This window comes from Cupriavidus sp. PET2-C1, assembly GCF_054515855.1.
Window position 1 is genome coordinate 2,253,434 of record NZ_CM137259.1, and the last position, 22,136, is coordinate 2,275,569.

A 22,136-nucleotide genomic window follows, 5' to 3' on the forward strand; every position below is an offset into this window, starting at 1 on the left:
CACCAGACAGACTCTTGGCAATTCCCATGCCAATGGAAAACACCCGCATTCGGCCCCACAGCGGCCCAATAACGGCCCCATCGCGGCCTGCCGATGCCTTGATGGCGTACCAGCGCGGAACACTCCGTTGCCGTTGTTGCGGAATTGAACAGCACACCTGCCCTGACTCAGCGTCTCAACGCGGCGTCCTCATACGCCGGGTAGAGGTGCGTCACATTGCGCAGGTACTCCGCCGGCATGGCGCCCCAGCGTGCGTATGCGTCCGGCACCGGCATGGCGATCACCTCGGCCAGGTCGCGCCCCTGGGATGCCGCCTGGGTCATGCGGGCATCCAGCCACTGCAGGTAGCCGCGTGTCTGCGCAATGGCGTCCGCGCTGCCGAGCGCCGGTCCGTGGCTGGGGATCAGCAGCCGCGCGCCGCTGTCGCGCAGCAGCGCCTCCAAATGGTCCAGGCTGGCCAGCCAGCGCTTGAGATCCGCGTGCGGTGTGGTCGGCACGCGCTCGCGGAACGCCACGCCGCCCGCGAACACAATGCCGGCGCTGCGGTCCACGACCACGAGGTCGTCGGCGGTGTGGCCGTCCATCCGGATCAGATCGAAGGTGTGCCTGCCGATCGTGCGCCGGCCTGGGGCCAGCACGTGGCGCGGCGGCGCCGGTTCGGTGTCGCGCATCCAGTTGCCGCACAGGCGATAGAGGTTGTCGGCATAAGCGGGCCCTTCGCGCCGGGCGCCGTCGATGGTGCCGGCCAGTGCGCTGCCGCCCACGTCGGCATAGGCCTGGTTGCCGAAAAAGTAGTCCGGATGCAGGTTGAGATTGAGCACCAGCCGTACCGGCGCCGCCGTGACCGAAGCAATGGCACGGCGCTGCTGCTCGCCATACTGGCGCGACGGCCCGGTATTGATCACCACCACGCCATCACCCGTGTCGATAAAGGCGGTGTTGATGATGTTGCAGCCGTTGTCCGGGGCGAAATCCGCGTTCGCCCCTTCCAGCAGCCACACGTCGGCGGCGACCTGGCGCGGCGCCAGGTGGTAGTCCCCTTCCTGCGCCAGCGCCGCCTGCGCGGCCAGCCATAGCAGGATCCCGAGCACGCGCTTCATGGCGTCACCTGCGCCGCGAACCGGTTGCCGTTGTTATCGCGTCCGCTCACCGTCATGCCGCGCTCGATGGCCCCGCGCAGGTCGAAGGAGAAGATCGGGTTTTCAGCGACCGGCTCGTATAGCGTCAGCCGCAGCATCGCCTCCCGGTTGGCGTCGAGCAGGTTCAGCGACTCCACATGGAAGGCGGGGATACCGGCCACCAGCCCGGTGTCCATCGGGTGCATCACGCGCAGCCGCACCCGGCCACCGGCGCCGCCGAGGCCGGGAAACACGCGCGATTCGACCCGGTTCAGCGTGGTGCTCCATGAGCCATCGCGGCGGGTCGCGCCCGGCACCGTGCAGCCGCCGCCGCTGGCATCCACCATCACCCCGCCCACATGCCACACGCCGTCCGGCGTGCGGGCCGCCACGCGCACCGGCGAGGCCTGCTCCAGCTTGAAGCGGAACGACAGCGAGGGGCGCACCTTGCGCGGCTCGAACTCCAGCACCTTGCGGACCGGGTTGCGGTCCACCGCCACCACGATGCGATCCACCTCGCCGAGCGCCGATGCATCGAAGGCGATCGGCACCCGCATCGGATCTTCGGCAAAGGCCGGCCCGGTGACCTTGACGCGGCTGTCGAACACGAACGGCGCCTGCTGCAGCGCTTCCTTGTGCACCAGCGGCCATTGCGGCGACTGCAACGGATCGCGGCTCTCCAATGCCCACGCGCCCGCCGCGGCGAACGCCAGGCAAGCTGCCAGCGCAGCGGCATGCCTCATGCCGGCCCCCCAGCCTGGCGCACGCGGCGCACCATCCCGCGCTGCGGGTCGTAGCCGAGCAGCGCCAAGGCGAAAAAGACAGCCGTGCAACTGGCCACCACCGCGAGACTGACTGGCGCGGCCTGCCCGTACAAGGCGAAGCGGATCGCTTCCACGGCATGGGTGAAGGGATTGAAGCGCGCGAGCTGGTAGACCACGGTGGCGCCGGACTCCTCCAGCTTCCAGAGCGGATACAGCGCCGAGCTGATGAAGAACATCGGGAAGATCACGAAATTCATGGTGCCGGCGAAGTTCTCCAGTTGCCGCACATGCACCGACAGCAGCAAACCCAACGCCCCCAGCATCAGCGCGGCCAGCACCATCACGGCCAGCGCGCCGGGCAGGCATGCCGGCGCGAACGTCACATCGAAGGCCATGGCGACAAGCAGGAAGGCGACCATCTGCAGCAACGAAAGCAACGTGCCGGCGGCCAGCTTGCAGGCGAGCAGCCAGGCCCTGGGCAGCGGCGCGGTCAGCAGCAAGCGCATCACACCCATCTCGCGGTCGTACACCATCGCCAGCGAGGACTGCATGCCGTTGAACAGCGCGATCATGCCGAGCAGGCCGGGCGTGACAAAGACCTTGTATTCGACATAGGTGTCATAGGGCGGCACGATGGCAACGCCGAGCGCGTTCTGGAAGCCGGCCGCGAAAACCAACAGCCACAGCAGCGGCCGCACCAGCGACGAGAACAACCGCCCGGGTTGCCGGAAAAACTTGTGCAGTTCGCGCCCGGCCACCGCGCGCAAGGCGCGCCAGGCGTGGATCAGGGTGGTAGTCATGGCTCGGGCGTCGCCTCCTTATTTGCCTGGCCGGCACGCGGTGTCGGCGGCGTCGGCGCCCAGCGTGTCGAGATTGTTCTTCGGATGCAGCACGCCCTCCACCGGGGCCACGCCTGCCACGCCGTCGGGATGCGCCAGCAGGACCGGCTGGCGCAGCTGGCGGTCCCAGCGCCGGAAGGACAGGGGCGGCCCCTTGAAGCCATCCACCACCACCGCTTCGGAGACCAGGGCCTCGGCCTGCCCGGCAAAGCCGCCCTTGGGCTGCCGCGCCACGCTTTCCGCAATCGCCTTCACAGCCACCCACGCGGCCCAGTCGTAGCCCGTCATGGGGCGGCCCGCTGCCTTGATAAAACGCCGGTTCAGCTGCGGCCCGCCGTTGCGCTCCCAGGCCCAGTGCCAGGCCTGGGCGGTCAGCCCGCTGGCGCCCACCACCGGGCGCGGCAACTGGGTGGCATAGGGCACGCCGCGCGCGAATTCGCCGTCGGCATCGGCCACCACCACCACGTCGTAGTCCACGCCGGTGGTCAGCAGGCTGAGATTGCCCAGCTCGCGCTCGCGCGGATCGTTCGACAGCTTGAACGCGCGCTGCGCCGACCAGGCAATGCCGAAGCGGCGGGCGGCCTGCGTGAGCACGGCGCGCTGCGCCGCGTCTTCCGGCGACGGCCCGCTCAGCAGCAGCGCGCGGCGCCACTTTCGCAGCGCCAGGTATTGCATCAGCGCATCCGCCTGCATGCGCTGGCTGGGCAGCGTGTGGAGCAGGTGCGGCGCGCAGCCGGCGCCGCGCAGTTCATCGTCGGCAGCGGAAACGTTGAAGAGCAGCGCTTCGCCGGGCTTGACCGCGCGCGCCGCCAGCCTGACCGCCGGCGCCGGCAGGTCGAGCAGGATAAAGCGCGTGCCCTGGCGCGCCAGCGCGGCTACCATGGGGCCCACCTCGGCTTCGCTTTTGGCCTCCTGCGCATCGAGCCGCAGGACCTGCCCGGCGGCTTCCAGCGCAAAGCGCGATTCCGCCGCTGCCACGCGCGCGCCGTCCACGGGACGGCCTTGCGGCTGGCCGGGATAACGTTGCTCCATCCGCCTGGGCGCGTAGCGCGCATCGTCGGCCATGGAAACCACGGCCACCCGTACGTCAGTCGCGTGCGCGGTGGCCGCAAGCCACGCGAACACGGCCAGCCAGCGCAGCCTGGCCGCCGGGCTAGTCATCGATCGCCACCGAATGCGGCACCCTGCCCGCCTTGAGCGTGGCCACGGCCTTGTTGCTTGCGGTGTCGACCACGCTGACGTCATCCGACAGCCCGTTGGCCACATAGAGCCAGGCGTTATCGCGCGTCAGCGCCAGGCCCCAGGCGCGGCGCCCCACCAGCACGTAGTCGAGCACCCGGCGCGAGGCGACATCGACCACGGCCACGTGATTGGCGCGGCCCAGCCCGATATAGGCGCGCTTGCCATCGCTGCTGGCGGTCAGCCCGACCGGGGTCACGTCCTCGGCACGAAAGCCCTTGGGCGTGAAAGCGATGGTCTGCACCACTTCCAGCGTATCGGTGCGGATCACGCTCACGCTGGCGGCCAGTTCGTTGGTCACCCACAGCTCCTTGCCGTCCATGGCGAGCAGCAAGCGGCGCGGGCGGTTGCCGACCCGGATATTCTTGATCAGCTTGCGCGAAGCCACGTCGATCACATGGACCAGGTTGGCCACTTCCGAGGCGACATAGACCCGCTTGCCGTCCGCGCTGGCCCTCACGCCCTCAGGCTCTTCGCCCACCTTGATGGCAAACACCTTCTTGCCGGACGCGATGTCGTAGGCCGACAGCAGTCCGTCCTCCTCGTTGGAGACGTAGAGCGTGCGGCCGTCGGGACTGAGGTCGAACAGTTCCGGATCGTCGCCGACCGGCAGCGAGGCCACGGTCTTGCGGCTCGCCACGTCGATCACGTCCACCCGGTTATCGTCGCTGCAGGCCACGTAAAGGCGCCGCCGGTCCGGCGACAGCTGCAGGTGGCGCGGGCGCTTGCATTGCCGCCAGACGGCGATCAGCTGCCTGCTCGCGGCGCTATAGGCGGCCACGGCATCGTCTTTTTCGCTGGAGACGAAGACCTGCCCGGTGGCGTTGCGGCTTTCAGCGGCACCGGCCACGCCGGCGGCAATCAGCAGCAGCATGGCGGCCAGGGTGGCGCAGGCGATCAAGCCAAGGGTGGGCGGCTTGTTCATGCGGGGACACGCTCGGTGGCACGCAATGGCGATGCGGGAAAGGTAGTCAGGGCCAGGAAGGCCTGCTCCAGGCTGTCGCGCTCGGCCGCGCCGCGCAGCGCCGCCGGGGTGCCATCGAAGCGCACCGCGCCGCGATGCAGCACGATCACGCGATCCGCCTGCTCCACCTCCTGCACCAGGTGCGTGGCCCACAGTACGCCGGCCTGCGCCTGCGCGGCAAGCCGGCGCGCATCGGCAACGAGCTGCGCGCGCGAGGCCGGATCGAGCCCGACAGTGGGCTCGTCCATCAGCAGCACGGCGGGCTCGTGCAACAGCGCGCGCGCCAGCTCCACCTTGCGCCGGTTGCCGCCCGAGAGCTCGCGCACGGCCGCCCCGGCCCGCCCGGCCAGGCCGAAATCCTCCAGCAGCCGGGCAATCCGCCCGGCGGCAACGCGGCGCGCCATTCCGTGCAGGCCGGCATGGAAATGCAGGTTGGACAAGACCGACAAGTCCAGGTCGATGGCCGGCTGCTGGAACACGATGCCGAGCCGGGCCAGCGCGCGCACCGGGTGGCGCCGCATATCCGCCCCCATGACCGTGACCTGCCCCGCGTCGGCCACGAACAAGCCGCTGAGGATCTGGAACAGCGTGGTCTTGCCTGCGCCGTTGGGGCCCAGCAGCGCTACGAATTCGCCGCGCCGCACGTCGAGCGAAACGCCGTCCAGCGCGTGCTGGTTGCCAAAGCGCTTGCGCACGGCTTCACAGCGCAGCGCCAGCGGGGATTCCGGGGCCATCACAGGTGCTCCTTCGGCAGGGCCGTGCCCACCCGCTCGGCGAAGCGCCGCTCCGTCTCCCAGGCGCGTTGCAGGTAGGCTTCGTACCGGGCGGTGTTCAGGTAGGTCAGTTCCTGGTCGTACCTGGCCAGCTCGGCCACGTGGCGAGGCTGGTACATGGCGACGCGGAACGCGTCGTGCAGGCGGCTGACGATCAGCGGGTCGGTGCCGCGCGGCACACCGATGCCATAGGGCGAGTTGTGGATCGCGTTGTCGAAACCCAGCTCGCTGACGGTCGGCACCTCTGGCCAGCGCGCCGAGCGCTGCGCGCTGAACACCGCCAGCAGGCGCATCCGCCCGCTGTCCACGAAGGGCGCGAAGCCGGTCGAATTCACGCCCGCCATCAGCGAGCCATTGGCCACCGCCAGCATCTGGTCCGCGGTGCCGCGGTAAGGCACGTGCACGTAGCGCACGCCGCTGCGCCCGAGCACATCCTCCATGGCCAGGTGCGCGGTGGTGCCGATGCCGGTGGAACCCACCGTCAGCTCCCCTGGATGGGCACGGCCCCAGCCGATCAGGTCGTCCAGCGTGTGGAAGGGGCTGTCCGCGGGCACCACGATGCCGAAGGTGTAGCCGGAGATCATCAGCACCGGCTGGATGTCGCGCAGCGGCTGCCACGCGGTTTTCTGCTGATGCGGGAAGCGATAGACCGTCAGCGGCAACTGGCCGATGGTGTAGCCATCCGGCCGCGCGGCGGCAAGCGCGCCGCCCACCAGCGTGCCGCCGGCGCCCGGTTTGTTCTCCACCACGATGGGCTGGCCGAGTTCGCGCCCGGCCAGCTCCGCCAGCACGCGCATCGAGATATCGGTGGCACCGCCCGCCGGCCACGGCACGATCAACGTGATCGGGCGCACCGGAAAGCGCCGCGCCGCCTCCGCCGCCTCCGCCGGCGCGGCCAGCGCATTGGCCAGCCCATGGGACAGCCCCAGGCAGAGCAGCAGCGCGAAAGCGAGGCGAAGAAACATGGCGTGACGGGAGGCGGAAGTGTTCATGCCGGTTAGAGGAGCAAGGCCGATACCATCTGCGGTGCAGCATGAGCGCTATGCGCCGCCAGGCCTTCTCCCGCATCGCCCTGGAGGGCGCCCGGCCATCAGGCAGGGACGCGCGTTGTGCAGTGCGCTGGCGAGCGTTGTACCGCCACGGAACACGGCTCCTGCCCGCGGGGCAACGCTGTCCCGTTTTGAAACAGAGGCTCAGCCGAAGCCGTGCTCCACCGCATAGCGATGCATTTCGACCCGGTTGGCCAGGCCCATCTTCTTGCGGATCAGCGTCTGGTAGTTGGCCACCGTCTTGGTGCTCAGGTAGAGCTGCGCGGCCACTTCCTCGATCGCCGTGCCGCGCGCAAACAGGCGGAACAGGTCGAACTCGCGCGGCGACAAGGCCAGGTGGGGCGGAAGCTGGCTGCCGGCGGCGGCCAGGCCGGCGACATCGTCGGACAGCGCCTGCCGCCCGTTGGCCACCTTGCGTACCGCGTCCACCAGGGCCTCCGGCGCGCTGCTCTTGGTCAGGTAGCCGGCGGCGCCGGCCCGCATGGCCTGGCTGACGATGGCGGCGCTGTCGTGCATGCTGAACACCAGGATCCGCAATGCGGGCACCCGCGCGCCCAGCCGCTGCAGCACTTCCATGCCGCCGCGTCCGGGCATCGACAGGTCCAGGATCAGCACGTCGGCGGGATGCTGCGTCAGCCAGGCGTAGGCGGCATCGCTATCGCCAAACTCGGCCACCACGCGCACCCCCTCCTCCAGTTCGAGCAGCCGCCGGTATCCGGTGCGCACTACCGCGTGATCATCGGCAAGAACTACGTCGATCGTTTTCATTCGCTCTGGCTCCCATGCGGTTGTACCGGCGTGGCGAAGGCCTGCTGCGCTAGCGGAAAGCTTGCACTCAGGCGGCAGCCGGGTGTGGCGAGGGCCGCGGCGCAGGCAGGTTCGATGTGCAGCGTGCCAAGATGGGCCCACGCACGTTCCTGCATGCCCCGCAGGCCATGACTGCGCTGCAGCGCCGCGGCGACGTCGGCAATGCCCTGGCCGTCGTCCTCCACACTCCAGCGCACCGCTTCGCCGGCGGCCGTGGCGGCAATGCGGATCGCCACGCGGCGTGCGCCGGCATGGCGCATCACGTTGGTCAGCGCTTCCTGCGTCATGCGGTACAGCGTCAGGATCAGCTCGGGGCCCGGCGCCACGCCGTCAAGCGCCACCGCATAGTCCACCTCCACGTGCTGGCCGGGCTGGTCGCGCCAGGCCTGCACCAGGTCCTGCAGCAGGCGCTCCACCGAAGCCAGCCGGCCGTCGGGCTGCACGCCGTGCGGCCGCAGCCGGTGCAGCAGATGGCGTACCTCGTGCTGGATCCTGGCGCAATGCCCGGCCAGGTCGTTGGCCACGAGTTGCAGCACCGGCTCATGGACGCTCTTGCGCACCAGGTAGGCGGCATCGGCACGCATCGCGGTGAGCACCTGGCCGAACTCGTCGTGCAGTTCTCGCGCCAGGCGCGCGCGCTCGCTTTCCTGGGCGGTCAGCAGCTTGCGGCTCAGGGCGCGGCGCTCCGCCTGGGTTTCGTCCAGCGCGCCGGCCAGATGGTTGAGCGCGCGGCGGAGCTGGTCCATCTCGCGCGTGCGCATGGGCGGCAGGCGCGCACTGTAGTCCTTGTCTTCGTAGCGCCGGATAGCCGCCAGGATCTGTTGCAGAGGGGCAAGGGCCCGTCCCAGGGCCCAGTGGATGCCAAGCAGCAGCAGCGCGCCAAAGACCGCCAGCACGGCGAGGTTGCCGGCCATGTCGCCGCTGGCTTCCCGGATTTCGCTCTCCGGGCTCCAGCGCAAGGCGGCGCGGTAGGTGGCGCCGTCGCGGGTGTGGATCTCCCAGCTGCTTTCCAGCCGCGCCGCATCGGCACCCAGGCCCGGAAGGGCAAGCAAGCCGCCCCAGGCGGCGCTATCCCGCGGCTGCGGCGCGCTCACCAGCACCCGGCCCGTTGCATCCTCCAGATGCAGCCACAAGTGGCGCATTTGCGCCGAGGCGTTGATGGCGCGCAGGGCGGCAAGATGCGCTGCGCGTTCGGCCGGCGCCGCCGTCTGCAAGGCCGACAGGCGCGGTATCAGCTGCGCCATGGCGTCCGCGCCACGCCGCTCGTCGCCGATGGCGCGCACCGCGAGCCATAGCGCGACCACCAGCGCGCCGCACAGGCAGGCCGCGCAGATCCAGATGGCGCGGCTTAACAGATAGCGAGACATCGTCATGGCAATGACGCCCCCGGAGGTTGCAGTGGACGGTAGAGATGGCCCGCGGATCGGGAGGTTTTCCCGAAGCCCGAGGTACGGAACCTGCTCCCCGTCCCTCAAGTTGTTTCCACCAAGCCGGCACCCAACGCAGGTGCCCCGGCCGATCATTCCGAGGAGATGCAAGATGCCAGCCAACCTACCCCCACCCAGGCGCAGGGCCTCGCCTGGAGGCGCAACCCTGCGCCGTGGCGCGCCACGGCGCAGCGCGGCCACCGCCATCGCACTGGCCGTGGCATTGCTGGCCGCCCTGCCCGCTGTTGCACAACAGGACAGTGGTGTGCAATCCGGGGACAGTGCCACGCTGCCCGAAGTCATGGTGGTAGCCACCGCACCGCTGCCGGGCATTGGCGTGGACCGCGATCTGGTGCCGTACACGGTGCAGACGGTCAGCGGCGACGACCTGAACGGCACGCGCACCGGCACCCTCGGCGAATACCTGGCGCGTAACTTCACCGGCGTCAACGTCAACGACATCCAGGGCAGCCCCTTCCAGACCGACCTCACCTACCGCGGCTTTCGCGCCTCGTCGATCCCGGGTATGCCGCAAGGGCTGTCCATCTACCTGGACGGGATCCGCGTCAACGAGCCCTTCGGCGATGTGGTGAGCTGGGACATGATTCCCGAAGCCGCCCTGGAGAGCGTCTCGCTGGTCTCCAGCGCCAACCCCGCTTATGGCCTCAACACGCTCGGCGGCGCGCTGGCCATGACCACCCGCTCGGGCCTGACTTCACCGGGCCTCACCGCCGATCTGTCCTATGGCAGCGGCAACCGCAAGCGCGCCGACCTGTCCGGCGGCATCCGCAGCGACAGCGGCTGGCACGCCTTCGCCGCCGGCACCCTGTTCCAGGAGCACGGCTGGCGCGATCATTCCGAGGGCCGGCTCGGCAACCTGTTCCTCAAGGCAGGGCATGCCAGCGACACCACTAGCTGGGACGTTTCCGTGCTGCACGGGCGCAGCACCCTGATCGGCAACGGCCTGGTGCCCAGCTACCGCGCGAGCGGCAATGCCATGCTGCCCGGCCTCTACGAAAGCCATCGCGGTGCCGTCTACACCTATCCCGACAAGACCGAGAACATGGTCACCCAGGCTGCCTTCAACGGCCGCCACTGGTTCGACGACAAGACCAGCGCCGCCGTGCTCGCCTATGTGCGCACCGGCCGCCGCGATACCACCAACGGGGACGTGAACCCGGACTACGGCGCTTACGCGGAAGACTGCGAAGATGGCTTCAAGGCCGACGGCAGCCCGCGCAAGTCCCGCTGCGGCTTCACCCGGAGCGAAGGCGCGGCGCTGGATCCGGCGGTGCTGAACACCACGCACATGTGGCAGCAGTCCGTCGGCATGGCGTTCAGTTTCGCCAAGGAGACGGAAAAGCACCTGCTCAACGCCGGGCTGACGTTCGACCGCAGCCGCCTGACTTACTCGCAGTATGAGCAGCTAGGCACCTTTACCGACGACCGCGGCGTGATCGCGGACCCGAATGCACCGAACGCGCTATTCTCCGGCGTCAGCGGCACCTCGCGCGCGATTGGCCTGTACCTGTCGGACACCTGGGCCATGACACCCAGCACCTTCGTGACGGGTTCGGCCCGCTGGAACCACGTGACCGTGAACAATACGCTGCGCAACAGCGACGGCAGCGAGCAGCCGAGCGAGAGCTTCACCTACCGCCGGCTCAACCCCGCGCTTGGCATCACGCAGAAGCTGGGCGCCGGGGTCTCGGTATTTGGCGGCTATGCCCAGAACAACCGCGTGCCGACGGTGCTGGAGCTGGGTTGCGCCGATCCCGCCCAGCCCTGCCGCCTGCCTGCAGGCCTGCAGGCCGACCCTTACCTCAAGCAGGTCGTCTCGCACTCCTATGAAGCGGGCGCGCGCTGGCGGCCCTCGAAGGACACGGAAGTATCCGGCTCGTTCTACCGCATCGATAACCACGATGACATCCTCTTCCTGCGTGCCCCCAACACGCAGCAGGGATACTTCGCCAACTTCGACCGGACCCGTAACCAGGGCTTCGACCTGTCCGCCCGGCAGCGTTTTGGCAATGTCACGCTGCGCCTCGGCTACAGCTATCTCGAAGCCACCTATCAGGCCACCGGGCAGCTCGCGGTGGGAGAACGGACCATCGACATCAAGCCGGGCATGCGCATGGCCGGCCTGCCGCGCCACACCATCAAGCTGGGCGTGGACTGGCAGGCGCTGCCCGAACTGACCCTGGGCGCCGACCTGGTTGGCGTGTCAAGCAGCGTGACCAGCGGCAACGAAGACGGCCTGCGCGCCGACCCGCAGCCCGGCAAGGCGCCCAAGTACGCGGACTGGAGCACGCCCGGGTACGCCACGGTGAACCTGCGAGCGTCCTACCGCGTCAACAAGCATTTCGAGATCTATGCGCGCGTGGCCAACCTGTTCGACCGCCGCTACGAGACCTATGGCCAGATCTCCAGCGACCTGTTTCCCAACGGCAACCTGCTGCGTCCGCACGTGACGCCGGAAGACAACGCCAGCGCACGGTTCGTCGCGCCCGGCGCGCCGCGCAGCGCCTGGGTCGGCGTGATTTACCGCATGTAATCCGACGATGGGAGCGCTCCTGGCTACGATCAATGGGCTATGCCGGCATCAGGCCTTTGGCGGCTAGCCGGGGTGTCTGCGCGCAGGCTTCGACCGCATCGAGGCTGGCCGCGGCGCCCGCCCGGCGTGCCCGAATCCATGTACGCTTCCAAGGTGACACGCGTCAGCCGCTGCCTGACGCACCTACCCCTTCCCGGAGATTGCGATATGGCCATCCAGCTCAACCACACCATCGTCTTTTCTCATGACAAGAAGGCGTCCGCCGACTTCCTCTGCGAGATCCTCGGACGTCCCGCGGCCGTGCCGTTCGGGCCGTTTCTTGCCGTACGGCTGGACAACGAAATCACCCTGGACTTCATGGACGCGAAAGGCGATGTGGCTCCGCAGCACTATGCCTTTCTGATCAGCGACGCCGAATTCGAGCAAAGCCTCGCCCGAATCCGCGCGCGCAATCTGATGTACTGGTCGGACCCATACCGCCGCCGCCCCGGCGAGGTCAGCACGGACGATGGCTGCCGCAGAATCTATTTCGAGGATCCGAGCAGGCATTTTCTGGAGATCTTCACGAAGGGATAAGAGATGTGCGCATCGAGAGGAAGAGGCACGGCGACTATTGGCAGTGGCCAGCAGTCGACAGCATGATTTTCGGCGCATCGGCCGCGCCTTTTTGCTCACATTCCGCGGCGAATCCCCCAAACGCCGCCATCTTCACTCCCAACGATCCCAGTCCCTCTACGGCGTTGGGAAAATGCCTCATGGCCCTTGCGACGTCGGTCGGCTACCAATTCAAATGCACGTTCCGCTCGCCCATCCGCAATTGGGTGTGCTTTTCCACACCGTTATAGGTTGCCACGACCTGATAAGTCGCCCTTGGCGCTTTGATCAGGCAGCGCGGCCCACTCGAGCGGAAGGATGCAACCTCGACTCCGTTGCGCGAAAGGGTGATTGCCACATCGGATAGATACTCACCGCGTGCGCCCTCGGTGAATAACAGTCCCATATCAAAATCCTTCGACTCCGACTTGATTGCCTGCTGCTCGTCCTCACCAACACCGCCGCAAACGTAGCTGACCGGGCCTATGGTCTGGCGCGCGAGATCGGTTGCGTGTGCGCCAGGGCTCGCCAACAACGCAACAAGTGCGCCGGCCGTAAGCGCGCAGAGGCCGCTCTGTTTGAGCGTAGGACTGCACATAGGGAACATGTGGCGCCATATATGACTAATTGATTGCATGGAGTTTCTCCAACTCTGTCCATGCAAATTCGACGGCTTAATATTGAATTTGTTCTTTATTATTTTAAATTAATTAATTCTATTAAGGACGCTCACTTATAGGCGATAATTATATTCATAAAACGTGCCTTAAAGGCATCAACAAAATAAATAATATTATGAATCTTACGATTAGTTACATCGAATATTCCCACCGAGTGCCGACAACTAGGTAGGACAGCGTCCGATGGCGAATTCTAGCCACCTCTTCTACGCTGTAGTTACGGGCTCCGGAGGCGTTGAAGAGGCATTATGGTTTGTGCCGTGCGAGCATCACGCTACGGTGTGGTGTGAATCTCGTCATCGAAGAATCGCACGGCATGTTGCAGTTCGCTCGCCCGGCTTTGGCGTTGGCGGCCTGACTGAAGTCCTGAAGTCCTGAAGTCCTGTAGGAGCCTTCCCCTCGTGGGCAGGTCCGCATGATCCTGCCACCGATTTCGCCCCGTCGTCTCGATCCTGCGTCGGCGGGGCGCTCTTCCCGCGAGTTGTGTCCCCGCGTGTTGTGCCCTGATGCCAGCGTCGGCTATTTCTGGGCTATTTCTGGCTATTTCTCGACCTCAAGGCCGTCCACCACGGATTGCACGCCCTCCACTGCACGGATAGCGTTCAAAGCTGTCAGCTTCTCCGAATCGTTTTGAACCTTGCCATCGAGATGCACAACACCGTTTTCGGTTCTCACTCGAATCCCCCCGGGTCGGAGTCCCTTCGTAGCAAGGAGCTCGGCTTTGACTTTCGTCGTGATCGCGTTGTCACTGAGCTTCGTCGCTAATTCGGTAGGCGGCGTCATGCTGCCAGATTCGGGACGCCCCGGCATTCCGGGCGGGCTGTTCATGGGCAGAGCACCATCCGTTGCGGCTAGTGTTCCTGCATCCGCCAAACTAGTAGCAGCCGCCGAAGCGGCAAGCAAGCCGACAACACTAGCAAGGCATATCCTTTGAATTGATTTCATCACTGTCTCCTGCTGGTATTCGCGCAGGCCGCGACACATATCCTCCGGGCAACGCGCCCCTGCAATGACTCCTTTACAGAAGGGACCATCCAGAAAAACAGTGAGTTCCGCAGTGACGTGGCTACGTTACACATGGAAATAGGTATTGCCATTCGGCCACAAATGAAGAAGCCACCCGGAGGTGGCTGGCAGACTGTGCCGCTCCGGCTATCTGCCGGTTTCCTCTTGAAACGCTACCTGCTGCACTGCGGCATACCCTAAGATCCTCACGCCATCGTTGTCAAGCTTCCTAGCCTGTTCAGGTAACTCTACCGCTGGCATATCCGGATACATTGCCGAGAGAATTTCATCTGCCTCATCTCTGGACTCAAATGGTCCGAAGTGAACAACTTGATGCCCGGTGATTGCTGCGAACAACCACTCCCCTGCCTCCAGCGGGTAAATTACCGCCAGTGAATGTGCTTGCCGGTACATAAATGACTCCAGATCTTGTTGTGTTCTCCAACACAACTAACGATGCTGACGAGCCCCGTCCTCGACGGAACGGGTGCCTCATGCCCTCTGTATGAGCTATTTTAGTAAACCCATCTGGTCTGACAGGGGTCGAGTCTTACCGTGCCGGATGCAGCCGCATCGCGCCAATGTCGATGCCGTCAATGTCTATGAAACAGCCAGCGCCGTTGCTACAGTCAAGCATCACCTCCGGGAGCGTGTTGCTTGCGCATCCTGTTCGCGCCATGTCTTGCACTGCTGGAAGAGTGTATCGGCCTCCAAGTTCTTCGGACAACACGGCGCGGGCCTTTTGCCACGGGCGGCTAAGATAAGACATAGGAGATATGCCAATGAAAACGCCACAAAACATCGACGTACTCTTCGTCGCCGGTTTTGGCCCGATCGTTAGCGACCCGGCCGCAAGCCGGAAATTCTATTCCGAGGCATTGGGACTGTCGTTCCAAGAAGAGGCCAACGGCTATCTGCATACGGGAGCGCTGGATGGCGTGAAGCATTTTGCCCTGTGGCCGTTGGCGCAGGCGGCCGAGTCCTGTTTTGGCACGGACCAATGGCCTGGCGATCTTCCCGTGCCACAAGCGTGGATCGAATTTGACGTGGCGGATATCGAAAAAGGCACCGCGGAACTGAAGTCGCAGGGCTACAAACTGCTGGTTGCGATGCGAGCGGAACCCTGGGGTCAGACCGTCACGCGGCTGCTGGGACCGGAAGGTCTGCTGGTGGGCATAACCCATACGCCCTCGATGCGGAAGTGAACTCGTGCACCCTCACTCTCCGATTCCATTCCGAAGCAGTCATGCCCGCGGTGCCATGTTGAGCGAACAGCACGCTTTTGGTGCGCTCTCATTGCGATTCCGCACGCTTGCTTCGATCATTGCAAGAGACCGCGCAGCCTGCATCCGGTGAATCGGTAGGCGCTCAAACCTGGGGCAATGCGGGCTCGACAATGACGAATGAGCGAATCCCACTCCCCCCTTGCCGGAGGACAGCAGAGTGGCGCAGAATCCTCCCTGCAATACCCATATCACGGCATGACGGGCTTGTACGAGGTTGATAGTGCCTCAACGGCATGTAACTTCGCGATGCCGGGACCCTGCGGGCTGTGGAAGACGGCTAAGGACTGGTGAACACTATGGAAAGCTTCCTGGTACGGCAGGCCACGCGCAAACAAGCAATGCTCGCCGGTATCACGGCGCTGCTTATCCTGTGCGTCTTCGCGATTGCAGTCCCACGGGCAACCCAGGTGCTACCAGCGGTCCCCCCCTTCATGCCGATGTGCGCGCTGACGGTATTCACCACCGCCTGTATCGCCAGCTTTTTGCTCGGCGCACAATTCACGGTGACCCGGCAGCCTATCCTTGGCGCACTGGGTGGGGCATACGCATTTACCGCATTGGCGGTGGCTTTGCAGCTGCTAACGTTTCCCGGCGTTTTCACCCCTGGGGGCCTCTTTGGCGCCGGTCCAAATAGCGCCACGTGGATGTGGGTCTTCTGGCATGGCGGCTTTCCGTTTTTTGTGATTCTCGCAGTGGCGGCGCGCAGTTTATCCATGAAAGATCTGATCCGCCCCAAGCATGTCAGCCTATGGGCATGGGGGCTGGTCGGTGGGCCCGCCGCGATTGGCGTGGTGCTCTGTGGGTTCGCCATCTACGGTGATCTGCCATCCGCCCTGAACGCTGCGGGAGACTCCGGAGCCTACGAGAAGAATGCAACCGCGCTGGCGATATGGTCGCTCAATGTCGTTGCGATTGCTTTCGTGCTGCTGAGCGGCCGCTTGCGGGCCGTACTTGACATATGGCTATCGATTGCCTTGCTCGCTTGCCTCATCGATACCAGCTTGAACCTGCTGAGTGCCGCCAGGTTCAGCGTGGGCTGGTATCTCGCCAGGATATTCAGCATGTTTGCCCCGGGTGTCCTGGTGTGCGTTCTAGTGTGGGAGGTCACCGTTCTGTACCAGCGCTTATTTGCGGCCCATGCCCGCCTGCTGCAAACATCTGTCCATGACGCGTTGACGGGGATCTATAACCGGAGCTATTTCAAAGAGCACTTCAGCAAGGAATTCGACCGTGCGAAGCGTAAGAATTTGCCACTATCGCTAATCATGATCGATGTCGATCATTTCAAGCTGTACAACGACACCCTGGGCCACCTGAAAGGGGATGCTTGCCTTGTCGCAGTGGCGACTGCGCTGGCCGGGGTCGTTCGCCGGCCGTCGGACCTTGTCTGCCGTTACGGCGGAGAGGAATTTGTGATAGTTCTCCCGGATACAGACCGTCGTGGCGCTTCCGAAGTCGCGGCGCAAGCGCTCCAGATGGTGACGCAGTTAAAGCTCGACGCTCCGACTCCCCTTGGCTATGTCACAGTCAGCGCCGGCTGCGCAACCCTTAAGCAAGAACGCTTCCCCGACGAGCTTGTCGAGGCGGCCGATGCAGCGCTGTACAGAGCGAAAGGCGCTGGGCGAAATTGCGTTTATCTCGCGAAGACGGAATGAAAGTACCTTCGTGCTCTGTCGCGTTGGTCGCTTCACTTTGATGGATGAATGCGTTTAGGCGCAGCCTCTAAATACGCGTCACGCGCGGCATCTGCACAACCCCGCCTCCCCGTTCGGGGGGATTGTTTGCCGACGATAAAACGCTACCATAGGAGGATCACAACAACGCCAACATCATCTTGCATGCCGGCATGACAAGGATTTCTTTCAGATCGCGACGCATTGCACGGTGGGTTGCCGCGAGCATCGCGATTGTTGTCGTGGGCGTTATCAATGACCGAAATGCTGTCGATATTCACGCAGGTACCTCTGACGATGAACAACCAAACTCCATTGGCGACCTCTGGCATCTGACCGTCACGAAGGCAGAGTCGAGTGACCCGGCAGCGCGTAAATATTTTTCCTTTACTAGCCAGCACGAGTGCGAGAAGCTTCGGCGAGAACTGCAGCTAGAGAATGCCGGCATGGTATCGGTATGTCGGATCAGTACCATGCGGAATATTTAGCAGAATTTCTAGCCGGCCACGCTTGTCCAATGAGCGACGACGTGGCCTTGGCGTCTCGTAAGGCTATCGCGCGGCTAACAACCCGCGCAGCAGCAAATCCAGAGCCACCATACCTCGCGCCAGTCGCGCACTGCCGTCCTCGCTGTCCGCGATCCAGAACGCCGCTTCGGCCAAGCTGCCGTATATCAGCGATGCCAGTGCCTGCGGGTCGGCTTCGTCCACGACGCCTTGCCGGATGAGGTTGTCGATCAGCCGTTGCATTGACTCGACGCAATGGCGTTGCGATTCGGACGAAGTGCCGCCCAGCACCGCCCTGGCATCGCGCAGCACGATGCGCTGGATTTCTGGTTCCAGCGCCATTTCCAGATAGGCGCGGCAGCGACTACGGAAGCCTTCCCAAGCATTCTCGGCAGTGTCGGAGATGACTTGCAGGCGCGCATCCATCTCGGCGTCGATCTGCTCCACCACAGCGGCCAGCAATCCCTTCTTGTCGCCGAAGTGGTGATAGAGCGCGCCACGGGTCAAGCCCGCCTGCGCGGTGAGGTCATCCATTGAGGTGTCGGCGTAGCCGTGCTCGCTGAAGACCTTGCGGGCGGTCGCCAACAACGTGGCGCGGGTTTCCTCCATCTCGACGCGAGTGCGACGAACCATCCGCCTTCTCCTTACATACGATCTGCATGATTATTTACATACGCAGTGTATGAATATACGATCTTATTCATACGCTGCGTATGTATTGTCGCCGCACCGTCATACGCTGGCAAGCGGAGGCAACCTGGAGAACGAGATGGACAACCCTTACCGAGAACTTTTCGCTGCGCCCGCCACCAAGGGCTTTGCCTTGGCTGGCCTGTTGGCGCGGATGCCGCTGCCGATGACCGGCATTGGCATCATCACCATGCTGTCGCAACTGCGCGGCAGCTATGCGCTGGCCGGAGCCATATCCGCCACCTTCGTGCTGACCTACGCGCTGCTGTCGCCGCAGATATCTCGCCTGGTGGATCGCCATGGGCAGCGCCGGGTGCTGCCAGCGGCAACGGCCATCAGCGTCATCGGCGTGCTGCTCTTGCTCGCCAGTTCCTGGTGGCTGGCACCCGACTGGACTTTGTTTGCAGGCGCTTTACTGGCCGGCTTCATGCCCAGCATGTCAGCGATGGTGCGCGCGCGCTGGACAGAGATCTACCGGGGCCAGCCATGCTTGCAGACGGCCTATTCGTTGGAAACGGTGCTCGATGAAGTCAGCTTCATCGCTGGACCTCCGCTGTCGGTAGGGCTGTCCGTAGCGGTGTTCCCCCAGGCCGGACCGTTGGCAGCGGCGCTGTTGCTGATGCTGGGTGTGTTCGCCCTGGTCGCGCAGCGCGGTAGCGAACCACCGGTCGAGGCGCAGGACGCTGCCATGGATCGCTCGGGATCGGTGATCCACCTGGCGAACGTGCGCTTGCTGACGCTGCTGATGGTGGCGATGGGCGTCATCGTCGGCACCGTGGATATCGTCAGCGTGGCCTTTGCCGAGCAACTTGGCCGGCCGGCTGCGGCTAGCCTGGTGCTGTCGGCCTATGCCGTGGGCTCCTGCTTAGCCGGACTGCTGTTTGGCGCACTCAAGCTGCAAACCCCCTTGCACCGCTTGCTGTTACTGGGCGGGCTGGCGACGGCCGCTACCACGCTGCCGCTGCTGCTGGTCGAAAGCATTCCCGCGCTGGCGACCGCCGTGCTGGTGGCGGGGCTGTTCTTCGCGCCCACCATGATCGTGGCGATGTCGCTGGTCGAGCGCCTGGTGCCCGAGCGCCGCCTGACGGAAGGCATGACCTGGCTGCTGGCGGGGCTCAATGTCGGCGTGGCGCTGGGCGCAGCGGCATCCGGCCATATAGTGGATGACGGTGGCGCACGGGCCGGATTCACGGTCGCGCTGTGCGCGGGCGTCTTGGTGTCGCTGGTGTCGCTGTGGGGGTATCACCGCCTGCGTGCCCATGGCTCGCCCGTACCCGATGCGGCGTGATAACCACTCAACCTGTTTCTCCATTTCAAGGACTTAAGTGCCCCTCATTTCCACGGGCTTCAGGCTCCAGTTATTGAGTCAGCACCTCGCATACTTGGCGGACCTTCCGACGCGGCCTCCTCTTCGGCTAGCGTACAATTTGCGCTCGCGCGCGTGGCCGTTCAACGACCCAAGAAGCATCCCGATGGCCTTGGCCTACGACAGATAAGTGACGTTAAAGTACCCCAACCTTTTCATGACAGCCAGCGTTGGCCTTGCGATGGCCATCGCCGCCATTGGAGCCGGAGCGCTCGTTGAGATGCGCCAGGACGCTTTTGCGCGCGCGCAGGAAGCATCCTCCAACCTCTCACTCATCCTTGAGCGAGATATTGCCCGCAACCTGGAGATCTTTGAGCTGTCGATGCACTCCGTGATCGACGGCGTCAAGGATCCGGAAATTCTCCGGTTGAATCCCGCCATCCGCCAATTGGTGCTGTTTGACCGCTCCACGAACGCAACCGACTTGGGCTCCCTGTTGGTGACGGACGAGCAAGGCAATCTCGTTCTCGATTCACGCTCCACCCCTCCCCGCCCCGTCAATGTCGCTGACCGCGACTACTTCAAAGTGCATCACGATTCGGCAACGGCTGGGTTGTTTATCAGCCAGCCGTTCCAGCCTCGCTTGACGGAGCAAGCCCAATCGATCGGCCTGAGCCGGCGGTTGTCGCATGCGGACGGTAGCTTTGCCGGCATCGTCGTCGGCACGCTGCGCCTCAACTATTTCAGGAGGCTCTTCGAGGGGACTAAGCTCGGGCCCGGGGGCACCATCACATTGCTGCGTGACGATGGCATCGTGTTGATGCGTCGTCCTTATGACCCGGCCACCGTCGGCCGTAGCATTGCCGCCAGCGCATCCTTCGCGCCGCTTGTGCAGGCACCGGAAGGCTCGTTTGTCGGCATTGCCGCGCTGGACGGTAGCGAACGGTTATACGATTTCCGCCACATTGCCGGTTTCCCCCTCGTGGTTGTTATTGGCCTGTCGACCGACGATATCTACGCGGAATGGCGAAAAAGGGCATGGCTGCTCGGCGGACTGATCCTGACGCTAGACCTCGCGATCCTGATCCTCTCCATCCTGATTTCCCGGCAGTTCAAGCGCAGGCAAGCAATGGAAGAGCACCTTCAGCTGATGGTCAACACGGACGGGCTGACAGGCATCGGAAGCCGGCGTGCACTGGACGAGGCCGCGGACATCGAATGGCGCCGGGCATGGCGCAACCAGCAGCCCTTGTCGTTGCTGATGATCGACGTGGATCATTTCAAGAATTTCAATGACCATTACGGGCACGCGGGCGGAGATGATGCGCTGGCTGCTGTCGCCCGATGCATTGCCAGCAACATCCGCAGGCCCGGCGACTATGCGGCCCGCTACGGTGGCGAGGAGTTTGCTGTGCTGCTGCCCAACACGGGTCTGGACGGAGCCATTGCGGTTGCCGAGAAAATCCGGTCGGCCGTCCAGGATCTGGCTATCCCGAATGCGGGAAGCGTTAACCGGATACTCACGGTCAGTATGGGCGTGGCTTGTGCGGATGGCCGTGCACGTTTCCCTAGCCTGCGGTTTTTCTTCAATGCCAGTGACGAGGCGCTGTACAAGGCAAAATCATCCGGACGCAACCGGGTAGCCGTCGCGGAAACGCGGCCGGAGATTCAAGCCCGCAGCGAGATCCCGGAGCACTAGAGCCACGGGAAACCACGCGGTCCGCTGGGCGGCCTCGGACAACCGAATCAGCGCCTGGTTGTTCTGTTCGGCGCCGTCGGCCTGGGCCTGCATGCTCTCCTTGCTATTTGCACTCCCGGAGCCAGCAACTGCACCTGGCCGATGAGCACGGGCTGCTCGTAGGGGTGCAGGCGGCAGCGCCATCGGCATCATGATGGCGCTGCCCTACCTCGGCGATCCGCGCGATCAGAGCGATCAGAGCGCCGCCGTATCGTATCGGCTCGCGGCGATCATCTCCTCTTCGGACAGCGCGTCCTGGAGCACAAAGTCGAAACGCACGTGCGTAAACGGACCTGTTACGCCAAGCGACGCATACTCCGTCGAGCCCTCCACCTTCGTGAGCGCCACCACCAGGCCGTCGCGGGTGGCGAAGGCGAAGTCGTCATCCAGGAAGGTGTCTCCCGGGATGTTGACCTGCGTGGTCAGCGCGCGCTTGCCGCCACCCGATACCAGGAAGTGAATGTGGGCCGGCCGGTTGCCGTGCCGCCCAAGCAGGTCGAACAGCTCGGAAACCGGGCTGCCCGGCGGAATCGCGTAGCCAGGCGGCAGGAAGCTGCGGAAGCGATAGTTGCCCTCGGCGTCGGTCTCGATCCGGCGGCGCAGATTATAGGCGGGCTGATCAGGATCGAAATGCGAGTAGCGTCCGAGTTCGTTGCAGTGCCACACATCGACACTGGCGTGCGGCACTGGCTTGCCGTCGAGGCCCAGCACGCGGCCTTCCATTACCAGCACTTCGCCTTTTCCTTCGTTGCCTTCGTCCAGGCGGACCTCGCGCATGGCCAGCGGCGCGCCGGCCACGTACAGCGGCCCTTCGATGGCGCGCGGCGTGCCCTTCTCGCGCGCTTCGGCCTGGTCTGCTTCTTCTGCCAGGATATCCAGCAGGCGGTCGAAACCCAGGCCCGCGGTGATCAGGCCGACCATATTGGCTTCGCCCAGGCGGTTCAGCCATTTCATGGCCGACCAGAATTCGTTGGGAGTGACCTTGAATTCCTCAATGGTATGGAACAGATCGGTGACGATACGCGCGGTGACGGCACGCACGCGCTCGTCGCCAGCGCTGACCTGGCTGCCATTGACCAGCGCCAGAAGTTGGGAGGTGGTGTACTCGGCCATGAGGCATGGTC

Annotated in this window: 20 protein-coding genes; 6 read left to right on the forward strand and 14 right to left on the reverse strand. The window is 64.7% G+C overall.

Features of this window, described 5'->3' with window-relative positions:
* Nucleotides 1-167: 167 nt before the first annotated feature.
* The 9 genes from ACX12D_RS10200 to ACX12D_RS10240 form a co-directional block, all read right to left on the reverse strand.
* Complete coding sequence (locus ACX12D_RS10200) at nucleotides 168-1,100, reverse strand: quinoprotein relay system zinc metallohydrolase 1 (protein WP_459371028.1); 933 nt, start codon at nucleotides 1,098-1,100, stop codon at nucleotides 168-170.
* Nucleotides 1,097-1,861, reverse strand: coding sequence for a quinoprotein dehydrogenase-associated SoxYZ-like carrier (locus tag ACX12D_RS10205; RefSeq protein WP_459371029.1), 765 nt, complete (start codon nucleotides 1,859-1,861; stop codon nucleotides 1,097-1,099). The genes ACX12D_RS10200 and ACX12D_RS10205 overlap by 4 nt, the downstream gene beginning before the upstream one ends.
* Nucleotides 1,858-2,682, reverse strand: coding sequence for an ABC transporter permease (locus ACX12D_RS10210; RefSeq protein WP_459371030.1), 825 nt, complete (start codon nucleotides 2,680-2,682; stop codon nucleotides 1,858-1,860). The genes ACX12D_RS10205 and ACX12D_RS10210 overlap by 4 nt, the downstream gene beginning before the upstream one ends.
* A gap of 18 nt (nucleotides 2,683-2,700) precedes the next feature.
* Nucleotides 2,701-3,882 carry an ABC transporter substrate-binding protein gene (locus ACX12D_RS10215; protein ID WP_459371031.1) on the reverse strand — a complete coding sequence of 394 codons (1,182 nt, stop codon included), beginning with the start codon at nucleotides 3,880-3,882 and terminating at the stop codon, nucleotides 2,701-2,703.
* On the reverse strand, nucleotides 3,875-4,885 hold the full coding sequence (locus ACX12D_RS10220; protein ID WP_459371032.1) for a PQQ-dependent catabolism-associated beta-propeller protein: 1,011 nt from the start codon (nucleotides 4,883-4,885) through the stop codon (nucleotides 3,875-3,877). Before ACX12D_RS10220 ends, ACX12D_RS10215 begins: the two co-directional genes overlap by 8 nt.
* A complete protein-coding gene (locus ACX12D_RS10225) occupies nucleotides 4,882-5,658 on the reverse strand; it encodes an ABC transporter ATP-binding protein (protein WP_459371033.1) in 777 nt (258 codons plus the stop codon). The genes ACX12D_RS10220 and ACX12D_RS10225 overlap by 4 nt, the downstream gene beginning before the upstream one ends.
* Entirely contained in the window at nucleotides 5,658-6,662 is a 1,005-nt protein-coding gene (locus tag ACX12D_RS10230; protein WP_459371034.1) for a tripartite tricarboxylate transporter substrate binding protein, read from the reverse strand. The genes ACX12D_RS10225 and ACX12D_RS10230 overlap by 1 nt, the downstream gene beginning before the upstream one ends.
* 228 nt (nucleotides 6,663-6,890) lie before the next feature.
* Complete coding sequence (locus ACX12D_RS10235) at nucleotides 6,891-7,514, reverse strand: response regulator (RefSeq protein ID WP_459371035.1); 624 nt, start codon at nucleotides 7,512-7,514, stop codon at nucleotides 6,891-6,893.
* Nucleotides 7,511-8,926 carry a sensor histidine kinase gene (locus ACX12D_RS10240; RefSeq protein WP_459371036.1) on the reverse strand — a complete coding sequence of 472 codons (1,416 nt, stop codon included), beginning with the start codon at nucleotides 8,924-8,926 and terminating at the stop codon, nucleotides 7,511-7,513. The genes ACX12D_RS10235 and ACX12D_RS10240 overlap by 4 nt, the downstream gene beginning before the upstream one ends.
* 166 nt (nucleotides 8,927-9,092) lie before the next feature.
* Between ACX12D_RS10240 and ACX12D_RS10245 the strand changes: the two genes are divergently transcribed.
* Nucleotides 9,093-11,534 (forward strand): TonB-dependent receptor, encoded by a 2,442-nt coding sequence (locus ACX12D_RS10245; protein WP_459371037.1) that lies wholly within the window; start codon nucleotides 9,093-9,095, stop codon nucleotides 11,532-11,534.
* Nucleotides 11,535-11,741: 207 nt separating this feature from the next.
* The gene (locus ACX12D_RS10250; RefSeq protein WP_459371038.1) at nucleotides 11,742-12,110 is read left to right on the forward strand and encodes a VOC family protein; all 369 of its coding nucleotides are present in this window, start codon (nucleotides 11,742-11,744) and stop codon (nucleotides 12,108-12,110) included.
* Between the two features lie 202 nt (nucleotides 12,111-12,312).
* Here the strand turns inward: ACX12D_RS10250 and ACX12D_RS10255 are convergent, their stop codons facing one another.
* The 3 genes from ACX12D_RS10255 to ACX12D_RS10265 all read right to left on the reverse strand — a co-directional run bounded on the left by ACX12D_RS10255 (nucleotide 12,313) and on the right by ACX12D_RS10265 (nucleotide 14,227).
* Complete coding sequence (locus tag ACX12D_RS10255) at nucleotides 12,313-12,765, reverse strand: hypothetical protein (RefSeq protein ID WP_459371039.1); 453 nt, start codon at nucleotides 12,763-12,765, stop codon at nucleotides 12,313-12,315.
* Between the two features lie 583 nt (nucleotides 12,766-13,348).
* Complete coding sequence (locus ACX12D_RS10260; protein ID WP_459371040.1) at nucleotides 13,349-13,753, reverse strand: BON domain-containing protein; 405 nt, start codon at nucleotides 13,751-13,753, stop codon at nucleotides 13,349-13,351.
* A gap of 207 nt (nucleotides 13,754-13,960) precedes the next feature.
* A complete protein-coding gene (locus tag ACX12D_RS10265) occupies nucleotides 13,961-14,227 on the reverse strand; it encodes a hypothetical protein (RefSeq protein WP_459371041.1) in 267 nt (88 codons plus the stop codon).
* Nucleotides 14,228-14,595: 368 nt separating this feature from the next.
* On the opposite strand from ACX12D_RS10265, the gene ACX12D_RS10270 reads away from it, so the two are divergent.
* Together ACX12D_RS10270 and ACX12D_RS10275 are read left to right on the forward strand one after the other, a co-directional pair.
* On the forward strand, nucleotides 14,596-15,018 hold the full coding sequence (locus tag ACX12D_RS10270; RefSeq protein ID WP_459371042.1) for a VOC family protein: 423 nt from the start codon (nucleotides 14,596-14,598) through the stop codon (nucleotides 15,016-15,018).
* A 377-nt stretch (nucleotides 15,019-15,395) separates the two neighbouring features.
* Nucleotides 15,396-16,754 carry a sensor domain-containing diguanylate cyclase gene (locus ACX12D_RS10275; RefSeq protein WP_459371044.1) on the forward strand — a complete coding sequence of 453 codons (1,359 nt, stop codon included), beginning with the start codon at nucleotides 15,396-15,398 and terminating at the stop codon, nucleotides 16,752-16,754.
* Nucleotides 16,755-17,323: 569 nt separating this feature from the next.
* Here the strand turns inward: ACX12D_RS10275 and ACX12D_RS10280 are convergent.
* A complete protein-coding gene (locus ACX12D_RS10280; RefSeq protein ID WP_459371045.1) occupies nucleotides 17,324-17,911 on the reverse strand; it encodes a TetR/AcrR family transcriptional regulator in 588 nt (195 codons plus the stop codon).
* A 136-nt stretch (nucleotides 17,912-18,047) separates the two neighbouring features.
* On the opposite strand from ACX12D_RS10280, the gene ACX12D_RS10285 reads away from it, so the two are divergent.
* Nucleotides 18,048-19,256, forward strand: coding sequence for an MFS transporter (locus tag ACX12D_RS10285; protein ID WP_459371046.1), 1,209 nt, complete (start codon nucleotides 18,048-18,050; stop codon nucleotides 19,254-19,256).
* A gap of 235 nt (nucleotides 19,257-19,491) precedes the next feature.
* Nucleotides 19,492-20,973, forward strand: coding sequence for a sensor domain-containing diguanylate cyclase (locus ACX12D_RS10290; protein WP_459371048.1), 1,482 nt, complete (start codon nucleotides 19,492-19,494; stop codon nucleotides 20,971-20,973).
* Between the two features lie 234 nt (nucleotides 20,974-21,207).
* On the opposite strand, the gene ACX12D_RS10295 is transcribed toward ACX12D_RS10290, so the two are convergent.
* Nucleotides 21,208-22,125, reverse strand: coding sequence for a dioxygenase family protein (locus ACX12D_RS10295; RefSeq protein WP_459371049.1), 918 nt, complete (start codon nucleotides 22,123-22,125; stop codon nucleotides 21,208-21,210).
* Between the last annotated feature and the right edge of the window lie 11 nt (nucleotides 22,126-22,136).